This window comes from Acidovorax sp. GW821-FHT09B03 (assembly GCF_059418305.1).
Map to the genome: position 1 here is coordinate 53723 of NZ_JBWKPP010000006.1, position 13597 is coordinate 67319.

Genomic DNA, 13597 nt, shown 5'->3' on the forward strand with positions numbered 1-13597 from the left:
TGTCCTGCACCTTCCCCCGTCGCTCTGCCCCTTGACCGCATGCCACATGCCGCAGTTCCCCGCTTCATCACCGCCAGGGCCCGGTGGCTGGCCTGGCTGTGCATCCTGGGCGCCCTCACGGCGCCGGTTTCGCGCATGCTGCCGGCGGACCAGGTGCCCACACTGCAATGGCTGGTGGAACTGGCAGCCCATTGGCAATGGCTCTGCGCGGTGGTGGGGGCGATCTCGCTGGGGGTGCTGGCACTGGCGCGCCCCCCCAGCAGCATGGGCCGCGGGTGGTTAGCCCTGGCGGTGCTGGCACTGGGCGGTAGCTTCCTGTGGCAGCCGGCCATGCTGCCGCGTGGCGCCGAGCCATCGAGCCCCGACGCCGTGCTGACCGTGGGCAGCGCCAACCTCAACGCGTCGACCACCGACTTCGACCCGCTCACGGCCTGGCTGGCGTCGCCCAGTGCACCGGATGTGGTGTTCCTGCAGGAGTTCACCGAACTGGCCCACCAAGCGCTGGTGCGCAACCCCGCGGTGGCCGCGCGCTACCCCCACCGGCTGGCAGCCCCCCAGCCCGACCCCTTTGGCCTGGCCGTGCTGTCGCGCCATCCCCTGTCGGACCTGCAGACGCTGCAGCCGCAGGACCTGCGTGACACCCTGAGGCTGCGCGCTACCGTGGCCTGGAATGGCAAAGCGGTGCACCTGAGCGCGTTGCACCCCATGCCGCCGCTGGATGAAGGCTTCGCCCAGGCCCGCGACCGTGCCCTGGTGCAGGAGGCCGGGCGCCTGGCCCAAACCGGAGGGCTGGCCCTGCTGGCCGGCGACCTGAACACCACCCCCTGGGCACGCAGCCTGTTCACGGTGGAAGCCACCCTGCGCCGCGCCAATGGGGCTGCACCCAGCTGGCCCAACGCCTTTGGCTGGCTGTCGGTGCTGCCGCTCGACCATGTGCTGGCCTCGAGCGGCTGGCAGGTACTGAACTCGCGCACCGGGCCGGACCTGGGGTCGGACCACCGGCCCGTGGTGGTGCGCCTGACGCTTGCGCCTTAACCTGTTTTCCTCGCTGCCGGGGCTTTCTTTGCCGCAGGTGCCTTGGGCTTGGCCTTCTTCTGCGCAGCCTGCAATGCATTGAAATCCGCCGCCGCACGGAACAGTGCCTTCAAGGCTGCCTCGTTGACCACCTCGCCCTCGCGCACGTCGATGGCGCGCCGGGTGTTGCCCTCCAGGCTGGAGTTGAACAGGCCCTTGGGATCGGGCAGCGAGGCGCCCTTGGCAAAGGTCATCTTCACGGCCTGCTTGTAGGTCTCGCCCGTGCACAGGATGCCGGCGTGGGACCAGACGGGCACGCCCATCCATTTGACTTCCTCGATCACATCGGGCACGGCCTCGTGCATGAGCTTGCGCAGATGGGCCAGGGTTTCACCGCGCCAGTCGGCCAGGTCGCGGATCTTGGCGTCGATTAGGGGCGCCGCGGGCTCGCCCTGCCCTTCGGGTGGGGCTGACTTCGGCGTCTGGCTGCTCTTGCGGGTACCGGCCTTGGTGGGTCCTGTCATTTCGGGCGTCTCCTGGATGCGGGCAGTTGCTGCCCCTGTGCCAGTTTATCGGCTGCGGGCATGCGGCCGTTCGGCAAGGCAGATCCCACACTCACACCCCGGGGGACGGGTGAGGGCATCGCCTCGGAACGCAGCCGACTGTCGCCCGTGGCATATCCGACACGGCGCAGAGGCCCGACCTGTCGCGCAGTCAGTTGCCCCCGGTGGAGGGGGCGTTGGCGAAACGCTTTTGCAGCCGAAGCACATTAGCGCGCGACCTGCCTGCGGCCGCGTGGATGGAAGCAATGCCCGGCTTCCAGGGCGTCAATTTGCGGGTCTCGTGACTCCAGTGGTAGACCTGGGCCTCGGCCAAGCCCGATGTCACTTTCAGCACCAGTTGGTTGCCGGTACCGTTGTCGGCAATCGACACCAGGTCCTGGGCCATCACCTCCTGGCCCCACGCGCCTTTGAGGTTTTCGTAGGTCACGCTGCCACAGGTCTTGCGTGGGTTGGCCGGGTCAAAGACCGGAAATACGCGCCAGCCGCCCCGCAGTTCATTGCAGTTGTACTGCTTCCAGGCGTTGCGTAGTTCCTCCGGGAAGCGCAAGCCCAGCTCGGACTCCGCAGTCGCGATCATTTCTTCAGAAACGCCCAGGGAAGGTTCCTTGCTCATCAGGGTCCAGCCTCGTCAAAACGGCAGACTCCATTGTGCATCTGCCGAACGGCAGTCACCGGCTGGTGGTGGCACGGCTGTCGATCGCCTGGCCGGCCCGTTTCGGCCGCCGTATGGTCCACAGCGCCGCCGCCATCAACACCACGCCACCCAATTGCACCGGGCTCAGCGTGCGCCCGTACACCGCCCAGTCCACCAGCACCGCGGTAAGCGGATAGACGAACTGCAGCACCGCGACCTTGCCCAGCGCCAGCCGGGCCATGCCGGCGAACAGGATCACATAGGCCAGGCCCGTGTGCAGCACGCCCAGGCCCGTGAGCAAGGCCCAGGCGGCAGCGGTGTGCGGCCCGCCGAAAACCAGTGGCGCCCAGGCCAGCAGCACGGCCCCCACCAGGCACTGCCACAGCGACAGGGCGAACGGGCTGATGGGCGCAGGCGCGCGGCTGGCTAGCAGCGTGACGGCGGCATAGCAGAACGAGCCGCCCAGGCACATCAGCACCCCGGCCACGTAGGCTCCGCCATCGGCCGTGCCGGCCGGGATGCCATCGAGCAGGCCGGTGGTGAGCACCAGCCCTGCCAGGGCCGCCAGCGTGGCCGCCCATTGGGTGCCCGAGATCGTCTCGCGCAGGAACAAGGCGCCGAAGACGATGACCCAGATGGGCTGCACGTGGAAGATCACCGTGGCCACCGCAATGGAGGTGCGCGGGATGGCCGCGAAGAACAGCGCCCAGTTGAGCACCATGAACACGCCCGTGGCGCAGGCCACCCAGCGGCTCCTGGCCTGGTCGCGCAGCAGCAGCTCGCGCTCCCGCCCCGTGGCCAGGCACCAGGCGACCAGGGCCAGTGCACCGAACACACAGCGGAACCACACCGTCACCAGCGGGTGCTGGCCGGCCTCTTCGACAAAGACACCGATGGTGCCCAGCAGAATGCCGCCGGCGATCATGAGCCATTGGCCTGTGCGTTCGCGGGCAATGCCTGCGGGGTCAGAGCCCCTGGTGAGGGTGGCAGGTGATGCGGATAGTGCGGAGACCTTGTGGTTCATGGCGCCAATCGTCGGGGCTTTGCCTACTGAGGTAAAGCGCATAGTTCGCAGAACAGCCATTCGATAATCGAATACATTGCACGCATGAACTACCCCGACCTGCAGATCGACTGGCTGCGCGCCTTCGTCGCCGTGGTGGATGCCGGCTCGCTCTCGGGCGCGGCGCCGCTGGTGCACCGCTCGCAGTCGGCCGTGAGCATGCAGATCAAGAAGCTCGACGCGGCGCTGGGCCGCCCGGTGCTGCTGCGCGGCCCGCGCCACCTGGAGCTGACGCCCTTGGGACAAGAGCTGCTCGCCTACGCGCGCCGCATGCTGGAGCTGCAGGCCGAGACGCAGACCGCCCTGTTCGGCCCGCGGCTGGCCGGCCGGGTGCGACTGGGTGTGCCGGACGACTATGCATCGACCTACCTCACGCCGGTGCTGCGCAGCTTTTCGCACCGCTACCAGGGGGTGGAGATCGAGCTGACCTGCGAGCAGTCGACCTCGTTGATCCCGCGCGTGGTGCGCGGCGAGCTCGACCTGGCCCTGGTCTCGCGCGACAAGCCGCAGCGCGGGCGCTTTCTGTTCCAGGAGCCGCTGGTCTGGGTGGGCGCCGCGCAATTCGAGGCCTGGCGGCGCGACCCGCTGCCGATTGCGGTGTACGAGTCGGCCAGCCTGGCGCGCATCGCCACCATGAAGGCCCTGGCCGCACGGCGCCGCGCCTACCGCATCGTCTACCACAGCTCCAGCCTGGCCGGCCAGCTGGCCGCCGTGGAAAGCGGCCTGGCCGTGGCCGTGCTCACGCGCTGCAGCGTGCCGCCCAACCTGCAGATCCTGCAGAACCTGCCGGCCGAGTTCGACCTGCCCACGCTCGATTCGATGGACGTGTCGGTGCTGCGCAGCAAGGCGTCGCAGCGCTCACCGGCCGTGGATGCGATGTATGAGCAGATGGTGCGGACACTGGCCCGGTAAGCCAAGTGGGTGACAGCGGAGATCGCTTACAGGGGAGAGAATGCAGCACATTTCCCCCGGAGACACCCGTGACCACGACTATCCCCTCCACAGCCCTGCAGCTGCGCTCGCTCGTGCGCCCTGACGGCACGCTGCAGATCAGCCTAGAACCGACACCCGTGGCCACCCCGGGCCCCGACGAGGTGCTGGTGCAGATCCAGGCCACGCCGATCAACCCATCGGACATCGGCCTGCTGTTCGGGCCGGCCGATCTGTCTACCGTGCAGGTGGCTGGCAGCGCCGAGCGGCCCGTGGTGACCGCCCGCATCCCCGAACGCGCGATGCCCGGCATGGCCGCGCGCCTGGGGCAGAGCATGCCCGTGGGCAACGAGGGCGCGGGCCTGGTGGTCGCAGCGGGCGCGTCTCCAGCAGCCCAGGCGCTGCTCGGGCGCACCGTGGCGCTGATCGGTGGCGCCATGTACGCGCAGTACCGGGCCATGCCTGCCGCGCAGTGCCTGCCGCTGCCGGCCGGTACCACGGCGGCCGAGGGGGCGTCGTGCTTCGTCAACCCGCTCACGGCGCTGGGCATGGTGGAGACCATGAAGCGCGAAGGCCACACCGCCCTGGTGCACACGGCAGCGGCCAGCAACCTGGGCCAGATGCTCAACAAGGTCTGCCAGAAGGACGGGATCGGCCTGGTCAACATCGTGCGCAAGCCCGAGCAGGCGGTGCTGCTGCGCGAGATCGGCGCGCAGTACGTCTGCGACAGCAGTTCGCCCGGCTTCATGGCCGAGCTGACCGACGCGCTGGCTGCAACGGGGGCAACCATCGCCTTCGACGCCACAGGCGGCGGCACGCTGGCCGGGCAGATCCTGCAATGCATGGAAGCCGCCATTAACCGCAAGGCCACCGAGTACAGCCGCTATGGCTCGGCCGTGCACAAGCAGGTCTACCTGTACGGCCACCTGGACACGCGCCCGACCGAGATCCAGCGCAGCTTCGGCATGGCCTGGGGCGTGGGCGGCTGGCTGCTGTTCCCGTTCCTGCAAAAGATCGGCAACGACGCCGCGCAGGCCCTGCGCCAGCGCGTGGCGGCCGAGCTCAAGACCACCTTTGCCAGCCACTATGCGCGCACGGTGTCGCTGGCCGGGGCGCTGGGCGCCGAGGCCATTGCCTTCTATGGGCCGCGCAATACCGGGGCCAAGGTGCTGATCGATCCGTCGATGGAGTGATCTGCTGCCGGGCGGTGGATCAGGCGGCGGCGGCCCTCACCAACTCCACCAGCCGTTCATGCGGCCCCAGCAGCGCATCGCCGCCCATCAGCCGCAGCGCCCCGCCCTGCCCCGTGACCACCAACTGCGGCACGCCACGCGCACCCACCGCGCGCAGCAGCGCCTGGGCGTGGGCCACGCGCTCGGCCGTGGCGCGGTGCAGCGCGGCGTCGGGCGCCCGGGACAGTGCGGCCGCGTCGGCCAGGCCCAGGGCGGCAAGCACCTCGGCCAGCACCGCTGCATCGGCCGTGTCGCGGCCATCGACGTAGCGCGCGCGCTGCAGGGCGTGCAGGGCTTCGAGTTCACGGCCCGGTGCGGTCTGGGCCACGGCGGTCAGCGCCAAGGTGGCAGGGCCGGAGTCGAAGCGGCCAGCCACGGCACCCAGGATGTTGTCGCGGTAGGCCTGGGTGAATGGCTGGCCCGTGAGCTTTTCAATGCGCTGGTCGTTGGACCAGGCATAGGCGGCGAACTGGGCGTCCATGGGCCGAGCGCCCTGCCCGGCAAACAGGCCTGATGGGGCCAATGAAACATCCAGTCCATCCACAGCCTGCAGGTGCTTCAGTGCGGGCGCGGCGGCGTAGCACCAGCCGCACAGGGAGTCGAACAGATAGGTCACCGAGATGAGGGGCATGGGTCAGGGTCTTTCAGATTCGGAATCAAGCGGCGGCAGGGATTGGGCGAGCGCGGCTTCGAACAGCGCCAGCTCTTCCGACAGCGTGCCACGGCTGCGAAAGCGGCGGTTGGCCCGGTCGTACCAGTTCTCGGCGTCCTCCAGGTCGCCCTCCTGCACATGCAGGATGCCGTGCAGCCAGGCTGCCAGCTGGGAGCCATCGTGTTGGACCAGGTCGTGCGCGGCATCCCAGCGCCCGGCGCGCAGGTGCTGCAGCACTTGCTGCATGGGATGTGTTGGCACGATCTGGTTCCTTTCGATGGTCGGATGGTTGATTGGCAAGGCGCCAGGTCACACAGGAGCCTGCCCGCCCCGCCCTCCAATTACCACTTCATGTCGCCTTTGTTGACCTTGGCACCGATGTTCAGAGACAGGCCCATAGGGGCGGCCGGGTAGGCCTTCTTCATCGCTTCGATCAGCTCGGCGCTGGTCTTGGTGGTGGCAGCATTCTTCTCGAAGGCCTGCAGGTAGCCCTTGGTGTACGTCACATTGGCAGGGGTCAGCGCGGTGCCGGCCCCCATGTGGCCGGGCACCACCACGGTGGGCTGCAGCGCGGCCATCTCGTCGAGCTGGGCCACCCAGGCGCTGCGCTCGGCCACGGTCTGGGTGTCGGCGGTCCACACGTGGGTGTTGGTGCCGAACACACCGATGTTGCCGACCACGGCCTTGGCCGAGGGGATCCAGGCATACGGGCGGTGCGCCAGCAGGCCCGTGGTGCCGCGGATCTCCACCACCTGGCCGTCCAGCGTGAGGGTGTTGCCGGCGATGGCCTTAGGCAGCACGGGGGTGCGCGGTGCGTTGGCGCCCATCTTGGGGCCCCAGAAGGCCAGCTTGCCCTGCAGCTTGGCGTTGATCTTCTCCAGCACGGCGGGGGTGGTCACCACCTCGGCCTGGGGGAAGATCTCCTTGAGCGTTTCCACGCCGAAGTAGTAGTCGGGGTCGGCCTGGCTCACGTAGATGGTCTTCAAGGCCTTGCCGCTGTCGAGCACGTTGGCGGCGATGCGCAGCGCGTCGGCGCGGGTGAAGCCGGCGTCGATGACCATGGCTTCCTTCTCGCCATAGACCAGGGTGGAGTTGACGTTGAAGCTGTTGCCATCGGCGTTGTAGACCTTGAGCTGCAGAGGCTCGGCGGCGTGGGCGCCGGCAAAGGCGACGGACAGGGTGGCAGCGAGGACAGCGGTGCGGAACATGCGGATTCTCCAGGTGGTTTCAGTTGGAATGGCTGCAGTTTATTTGCACCAATCGATCCAATAAACCCCATAAAATGCGCATATTTGTTGCTCCAATAGATCAAATATGGACCGCCTGACCGCCATGCGCGTGTTTGTGGAAGTGGCCACCAGCGGCAGCTTCAGCGCCACGGCCGACAAACTGGAGATGTCGCGCGCCATGGTCACGCGCTATGTGGGCGAGATGGAGCAGTGGCTGCAGGCCCGCCTGCTGCAGCGCACCACCCGCAGCGTGACGCTGACCGATGCGGGCGAGCAGGCATTGCGCCGCTGCCAGCAGATGCTGGCGCTGGCAGAAGACATCGAGGAAGAGACCAGCGCCACGGCCGAGGGCGCCGAGGGTGGCCTTCGCGGCCAGCTGCGGCTGACCTGCAGCGTCTCGTTCGCCTACGCCCAGCTGGGCGCGGCGATCACCGACTTCCTGGCGCTGCACCCCCTGCTCAAGATCGACCTCGATGCCAGCGAAGGCGCGCTCAACCTGGTGGAGCGGCGCATCGACCTGGCCATCCGCATCAGCAGCGGGCCCGACCCGATGCTGATCGCCCGGCCGCTGGCGCGCTGCGACTCGGTGCTGGTGGCCTCGCCCGCCTACCTGGCGCGCCATGGCGTGCCGCTGCAGCCGGTCGACCTGGAACACCACCGCTGCCTGAGCTACGCCAACTTCGGCAAGAGCGTGTGGGAGCTCTCGCGGGACGGCCGCACCGAGCGTGTGGCCGTGTCCAGCCACTTCAGCGCCAACGAGGCCACCACCCTGCTGCGCGCCGCGCTGGCCGGCGGCGGCGTTGCGCTGCAGCCCACCTACCTGGCCAACCCGCACATTGCCAGTGGTGAGCTGCAGGCGCTGCTGCCCGGCTGGGAACTGCCGGTGATGGCGATCAACGCGCTGTACACCTCGCGCCGGCACCAGTCGCCAGCGGTGCGGGCCTTGCTCGATTTTCTCGTTGATCGGTTCGAGGGAGCCCCCTGGTCATTGGCAGACACCCCCTGAGTCGCTTCGCGCCTTCCCACCTCTCTCGACTCGCTGCGCGAGTCGGGATGGGGACGCTCCCAGCGCGGCGGGGCGGCCCTTGCGCGGGAGCACTGGCCTCAGCGGCGCCAGTTTCAACGCATGTTCAAGGCAAGATGATCGTGGCCTTGGCCCGGTCGATCTGGGCCTGTGCATCGCGCGGCAGCAGCAGGCGCTGGGCCACCAGGGCGTTGGCCGCCTCGGTCACTGCGGCCACGTAGCCGGCCTGGTTGCCGTACAGCTCTTCCAGCGATACACGCCCATCACCCGCAGCCAGACGCGCGGCCCGTGTGGTGTGGAAGGGGATGTAGCCGCCCGTGAGGTTGGCCAGGTCGGTGATGCCGGGCGTGGCCACGTAGTTGAACTCGAAGCTGGTGCCCAGCGGTACGCGGGCCTCCACGCTCTGGATGCCGGCGCGGGTCAGGCCGGTGCGCGCATCCACCTGGGGCACCAGGATGGCGTAGTCGCGGTTCAGGTTGCGCGGAGGCAGCACGGTGGCGATGCCGGCCTCGTCCTGCGGCAGGTACTGCGGGCCAAAGTCGAACAGCGGGAAATTGTTGTGCCAGCCCAGGTAGTTGAAGTCGGGGATGGCTGTCTGCACACCGTTCACCGCCCAGGTCAGCCCCTTCATGGCCGGGAAGGCCACCTGCGCGGGGCGCACCAGCGTGCCGTCGGCCACCTTGGGCACCTGGCTGGCGGGCGGCGTGGTGCCGCGCACGACCCAGTCTTCCAGGTTCAGGAACAGCGCGCGGAAGGTGTCATTGAAGTGCACCACCGTGCCCGTGGGGTATGGCGCGCGGCTGGGTGCATAGCCGATGCTGGCCGTGCCGCCGGCACCGCCGTGCTGGGTGCTGGCGTAGTAGTAGACGCGCGCGTTGTCGGGCTGGGTCAGGTCCCTCTGGCCATTGGCGTCGGTCAGCACGGGCGAGCCCTGCAACTGCCAGAACTCGGTGCCCGACAGGCCCAGGAAGAACCGGGGGCAGGTATTGGTGGCGGCGCAGCGCTTCATCACCCCGCCCTGGCGGCCGCTCACGTCGTCCATGTAGTCCTTGTCGAGCCCGCGCGGTGCCGTCTGGCCGAAGGCCGTGTGGTCGGTGCGCAGGCCCCCGCCGCCGCCGGGCACGGCGAAGCGGGTGTTGATATGGGTCTGGCGCGCGGCCACGTGGGCGTACATGCCGTCGAACACCTTGCTGCCGTCGAGCGCCTGGTTGAAGCCCAGGTGCAGGAAGGTCTTCATCGCATTGCCCGACTGCGAGGTACCCTGCCCCAGCGTGTGCGTGATGCGCCCGGCCACCGGGTTGGCGGTGCCGCTGGCGTCGGCCGCCTTGCTGCGGAAGAAGTGCACCGTGTCGCGCAGCGCGGCCAGGCCCACGCCCATGACCTTGGGGTCCTTGGCCACATAGACCAGCTCGTACAGGTAGGCCGGGTCGAACCCGCCCTTGAGGCAGACGCTGGCACCGTTGGGCGTGCCGGGGAAGGCATTGGTGCCCGTGGCGTCGCAGGTGGCGAACTTCCAGTCCGCAGTGGGCACGGGGATGCGCGCATCGGTCTCGTTGGCGCGGCGCGTGAGCGAATAGCCGGGCTGGGTGTTGTCCAGGCTGGCGGGCTCGTAGGGGATCATGCTGCCGTTGAACACACCGCCCGGCAGGGTCATCGCAGGGCTGGCCGCCGTGGGCACCAGCTCGGCGCGGTACGGGCCGGTGATGCTGGTGCCGTCCTTGTTCTTCGCCACGGGCACCGTGGCCGTGAGGCGGGCAGCCGTGCTCTTGGGCACGTCGCCCTGCCAGGCAGAGTACAGCACCACGTAGCCGCGCTCCAGGTACACGGCATCGCTGGGCGTGGCCGTGGGGTTGAGCATGGTGAGGATGTTGCCGCGGTTGGGCGCGTCGTAGCGCAGCACCCCGCTGGCCTTGGCCATGTCCTTGGGCTTGAGCATCACGAACTCGGTCCTGTACTCGGCCATGCCACGCGCATTGACCGGCGCCAGCGCCAGGTCCTGGATGATGGCGTTCTTAGGATCGGCCGGGTCCACCTCGCCCGACAGCGTGCCCGTGAGGCGCTCGTAGGCGCCCACCGTGCCGTAGCTGCCCGGGAAGTCCTCGCGCGCAGTGATCTCGAGATTCATGGCCGGGGCCTTGCCGGTCAGGCCGTCGTCGCTGCTGCTGCCGCCGCAGGCCGTGAGGGCCGCCGCAGCGGCTGCCGTGAGGGCCAGGGCACCGGCAGTTCTGTACAGATGGTGCTTTCTCATGTCGCTTGTCTCCTTGGGTAATGGCTCTGGTGGCCGGGTTCGCGTGCTCTGCGGAAAAATCGGGCGTGGGCCAGCCTGCACGGGGGCAAGTGCTCAGGCAGGCATGGCTGCGCCCACACCGGCTGCCCAGGGGCGCAGCCGGCGGTTTGCGGGTTCAGGACCCGGGTGCGCGGGTCGTGCGGCGGCGGCTTACTCGGCTTCGATGCCGGCGGCCTTGATGACCTTGCCCCACTTCACCGTCTCGGCGGCCTGGAACCTGGCCAGCTCGTCGGGGGTGGTGGTCCAGGCTTCGGAGCCTGCGGTGTCGTAGAACGACTTGGCGGCGGCGCTTTTGGTGGCGGCGGCCACCAGTTCGTTGAGGCGCGCGACCACGGCCGGCGGCGTGTTGGCAGGGGCGTAGGCGGCGAACCAGTAGCCCATGTCGTAGCCCTTGACGCCGGCCTCGTCGATGGTGGGCACCTCGGGCAGCTGCGAGCTGCGCTTTTGCGTGGAATAGCCCAGCGCGCGCAGCTTGCCGGCCTTGACCTGGGGCACGCCGGTGGAGGTGTCGGTGATCATCAGGTCGATCTGCCCACCCAGCAGGTCGGTGATGGCCAGGGGGTTGCTCTTGTAGGGCACGTGCAGGATGTCCACGCCCGCCAGCTGCTTGAGCATTTCGCCCGCCATGCGGCTCGACGAGCTGCCGCTGCCGAAGCTCAGCTTGCCCGGCGTCTTTTTGGCCGCGGCCACGACGTCGCCCACGCTCTTGTAGGGCGATGCGGCATTGACCACCATCACCTGCCCGCCCTTGCCCAGGCCGCTGATGGGCGCGAAGTCCTTCACCGGGTCGTACGAGAGCTTCTTGTACAGGTGCTCGTTGGCCGCGTGCGTGGTGTTGGTGGTGATGAGGATGGTGTAGCCGTCGGCCGGCGCCTTGGCCACGGCCTGGGCGGCGATCATGCCGCTGGCACCGGCCTTGTTGTCGATGACCACGGGCTGCTTGGTGTCGGTGGTGATGGACTGGCCGATGGCACGCGCCAGCTGGTCGGTGGCGCTGCCGGCCGCAAACGGCACCACGAAGGTGATGGCCTTGGCCGGGTAGGCCTGGGCCATGGCCGTGCCGGCAAAGCCCAGCGATGCAGCCAGGGCCACGGCGGTGGACAAGGCCCGTCGGCGGGAAGGAAGGTGGAATGCGGTCATGGCGTATGTCTCCTGGTGTTGTTGATGGTGGATGGAATCGAAAAATGGATCAGCCGGGCCCGGCCAGGTGCTCTGCCAGCGCCGCAGGCACCTGCACCGGCAGGTCCAGCAGCAGGTAGCTCAGCGCCTTGCCGTGGCTGTCGAGGTTCAGGGCGTCGTTGACCCCCCCGTCGAGCACGTCGTCGAGCACGAAGTTCATGGCCTGCAGCTGCGGCAGCACGTAGCGCACCACCCGGCCCGGCTGGCGGTGCGCAAAATGTCGCGCCACGGCGGCTTCGGTCACCTCGCTCATGAGCACGTCCCACAGCGCGGGGTGCCAGGCGATGACGCTGATGTTGGAGCGGTTGCCCTTGTCGCCCGTGCGGCTGTGCGCCAAGCGGTAGAGCGGAACGGTGATGGTGGTGTCGGTCATGCGGCCGCCCTTTCCTCTTGTCCTGTGGAATCGAACATGCTGTAACCCGTGGGCACGGCTTCGCGCGGCACCAGGCACGACACAGTGCCCAGCCGTGGCCGCATCGCCGTGCGCACCCCGCCCCCGCCTGCGGGGCCGCAGGTGTACAGGGCGGTCACCTCGCGCAGCAGGCGCTGGGCGCTGGCATGGTCGCGGTGCTGCAGGGCCACGCGCAGGCGCACGTCGCGGCCATCCCCACTGGTGCCGTCCAGCCAGCGGCCGGCATCGTCGCCCAGCACGCTGGTCACGCCGATCAGGTCGATGCGCAGCGGGCCCAGGCCGGCCAGGCGCTCGCGCAGCACCTCGCCCGCCAGGCGGGCGCGGGCCTCGGCCCGGGCGCCCGCGTAGGAGATCTCGCCTTCGGCGAACCAGCCCGACTCGAAGCACACATTGACCTTGAGCGTGGCCGGACGCGCATGGCCACGCACCCCCTCCAGCCGCACGGCGTCGGGCCCCACGGCGGTCACGCGGGCCTCGGTGATGTCGGCCACCACGTCGGGCGTCAGGTAGGCGGCAGGGTCGTGCAGTTCGTACAGCAACTGCTCCTTGACCGTGCGCTCGTCGATGCGCCCGCCCGTGCCCGGGGGCTTGGTGATGGTGCAGTGGCCGTCGGCGTCGATTTCGGCAATGGGGTAGCCCAGGCGGGCCATGCCGGGCACGTCCTTGTAGCCGGGGTCGGCGAAGTAACCGCCCGTGACCTGGGCGCCGCATTCGAGCAAGTGGCCGCACATGGTGGCGCGGGCCAGGCGGTCCCAGTCGTCGTGCGCCCAGCCGTAGTGCGCCAGGGCCGGGCCCAGCACCAGCGAAGGGTCGGCCACGCGGCCGCAGACCACCACGTCCGCGCCCTCGCGCAATGCACCGGCAATGGCCTGGGCCCCGATGTAGGCGTTGGCACTGGCGATGGGTTCGGTGGGCATGGCATCGCCCAGGGAGCCCTGCAGCAGCGCGCGGTGGGCGGGGCCGCTCAGGTCGTCGCCCTGCACCACGGCCACGCGCGGGCGGCGCAGGCCCAGTTCGGCCGCCAGCTGCACGATGCGCCGGGCCGCGCCCTCGGGGTTGGCGGCGCCAAAGTTGCTCACGATGCGCACGCCGTGCGCCAGGCAGTCGCCCAGCACGGGGCGCAGCATGTCCACCAGCAGGGGTTCGTAGCCGGCGTCCGGGTCGGTGCGGCGGGCCAGTTGGGCCAGGGCCAGGGTGCGCTCGGCCAGGGTCTCGAAGATCAGCACGGCCGGCTTGCCGCTGGCGATCAGGGCCTGCACCACGGGCGCGGCGGCGTCCGTGCGGTCGCCCGAGAAGCCGGCGGCGCAGCCGACCAGCAGTGTTGCGTTGTTCGCCATAAGGTGTCTTTGTCTCCTGGGCCGAATGTAGGCACCCGGTG

The 13597-nt window shown here is 69.2% G+C and carries 14 protein-coding genes; 4 read left to right on the forward strand and 10 right to left on the reverse strand.

The features are described 5' to 3' along the window. The first annotated feature begins 39 nt into the window (after nucleotides 1–39). Nucleotides 40–1035, forward strand: a complete 996-nt coding sequence (locus tag AC07PA_RS13035; RefSeq protein ID WP_494609487.1) for an endonuclease/exonuclease/phosphatase family protein — start codon at nucleotides 40–42, stop codon at nucleotides 1033–1035. Here AC07PA_RS13035 and AC07PA_RS13040 read toward each other — a convergent pair. From AC07PA_RS13040 to AC07PA_RS13050, 3 genes are all read right to left on the reverse strand, one after another. Further along, nucleotides 1032–1538: a DUF1801 domain-containing protein gene (locus AC07PA_RS13040; protein WP_494609486.1), complete on the reverse strand. Its 507-nt coding sequence runs from the start codon at nucleotides 1536–1538 to the stop codon at nucleotides 1032–1034. The genes AC07PA_RS13035 and AC07PA_RS13040 overlap by 4 nt on opposite strands. Nucleotides 1539–1728: 190 nt before the next feature. Next, nucleotides 1729–2190 carry an SMI1/KNR4 family protein gene (locus AC07PA_RS13045; RefSeq protein ID WP_007849297.1) on the reverse strand — a complete coding sequence of 154 codons (462 nt, stop codon included), beginning with the start codon at nucleotides 2188–2190 and terminating at the stop codon, nucleotides 1729–1731. 55 nt (nucleotides 2191–2245) lie between these two features. Next, nucleotides 2246–3235 (reverse strand): DMT family transporter, encoded by a 990-nt coding sequence (locus tag AC07PA_RS13050; RefSeq protein WP_494609485.1) that lies wholly within the window; start codon nucleotides 3233–3235, stop codon nucleotides 2246–2248. A gap of 84 nt (nucleotides 3236–3319) precedes the next feature. Here AC07PA_RS13050 and AC07PA_RS13055 point away from each other — a divergent pair, with 84 nt between their 5' ends. Together AC07PA_RS13055 and AC07PA_RS13060 are read left to right on the forward strand one after the other, a co-directional pair. Continuing rightward, on the forward strand, nucleotides 3320–4186 hold the full coding sequence (locus AC07PA_RS13055; protein ID WP_494609483.1) for a LysR family transcriptional regulator: 867 nt from the start codon (nucleotides 3320–3322) through the stop codon (nucleotides 4184–4186). Nucleotides 4187–4254: 68 nt separating this feature from the next. Then, nucleotides 4255–5397: a zinc-binding dehydrogenase gene (locus AC07PA_RS13060; RefSeq protein WP_494609482.1), complete on the forward strand. Its 1143-nt coding sequence runs from the start codon at nucleotides 4255–4257 to the stop codon at nucleotides 5395–5397. 19 nt (nucleotides 5398–5416) lie between these two features. On the opposite strand, the gene AC07PA_RS13065 is transcribed toward AC07PA_RS13060, so the two are convergent. The 3 genes from AC07PA_RS13065 to AC07PA_RS13075 form a co-directional block, all read right to left on the reverse strand. Continuing rightward, nucleotides 5417–6067, reverse strand: coding sequence for a DsbA family protein (locus AC07PA_RS13065; protein WP_494609481.1), 651 nt, complete (start codon nucleotides 6065–6067; stop codon nucleotides 5417–5419). A 3-nt stretch (nucleotides 6068–6070) separates the two neighbouring features. Next, nucleotides 6071–6334, reverse strand: coding sequence for a hypothetical protein (locus AC07PA_RS13070; RefSeq protein WP_007849313.1), 264 nt, complete (start codon nucleotides 6332–6334; stop codon nucleotides 6071–6073). 95 nt (nucleotides 6335–6429) lie between these two features. Then, a complete protein-coding gene (locus AC07PA_RS13075; RefSeq protein ID WP_494609480.1) occupies nucleotides 6430–7296 on the reverse strand; it encodes an MBL fold metallo-hydrolase in 867 nt (288 codons plus the stop codon). Between the two features lie 106 nt (nucleotides 7297–7402). Between AC07PA_RS13075 and AC07PA_RS13080 the strand changes: the two genes are divergently transcribed. Then, the gene (locus AC07PA_RS13080; protein ID WP_494609479.1) at nucleotides 7403–8323 is read left to right on the forward strand and encodes a LysR family transcriptional regulator; all 921 of its coding nucleotides are present in this window, start codon (nucleotides 7403–7405) and stop codon (nucleotides 8321–8323) included. Nucleotides 8324–8447: 124 nt separating this feature from the next. Here the strand turns inward: AC07PA_RS13080 and AC07PA_RS13085 are convergent, their stop codons facing one another. The 4 genes from AC07PA_RS13085 to AC07PA_RS13100 all read right to left on the reverse strand — a co-directional run bounded on the left by AC07PA_RS13085 (nucleotide 8448) and on the right by AC07PA_RS13100 (nucleotide 13556). Then, the gene (locus AC07PA_RS13085; RefSeq protein ID WP_494609478.1) at nucleotides 8448–10589 is read right to left on the reverse strand and encodes an alpha/beta hydrolase domain-containing protein; all 2142 of its coding nucleotides are present in this window, start codon (nucleotides 10587–10589) and stop codon (nucleotides 8448–8450) included. A gap of 189 nt (nucleotides 10590–10778) precedes the next feature. After that, nucleotides 10779–11768 carry a Bug family tripartite tricarboxylate transporter substrate binding protein gene (locus tag AC07PA_RS13090; RefSeq protein WP_494609477.1) on the reverse strand — a complete coding sequence of 330 codons (990 nt, stop codon included), beginning with the start codon at nucleotides 11766–11768 and terminating at the stop codon, nucleotides 10779–10781. Nucleotides 11769–11817: 49 nt separating this feature from the next. After that, nucleotides 11818–12180: an AtuA-related protein gene (locus AC07PA_RS13095; protein WP_494609476.1), complete on the reverse strand. Its 363-nt coding sequence runs from the start codon at nucleotides 12178–12180 to the stop codon at nucleotides 11818–11820. Beyond that, entirely contained in the window at nucleotides 12177–13556 is a 1380-nt protein-coding gene (locus tag AC07PA_RS13100; protein ID WP_494609475.1) for an acyclic terpene utilization AtuA family protein, read from the reverse strand. The genes AC07PA_RS13095 and AC07PA_RS13100 overlap by 4 nt, the downstream gene beginning before the upstream one ends. Nucleotides 13557–13597: the final 41 nt, after the last annotated feature.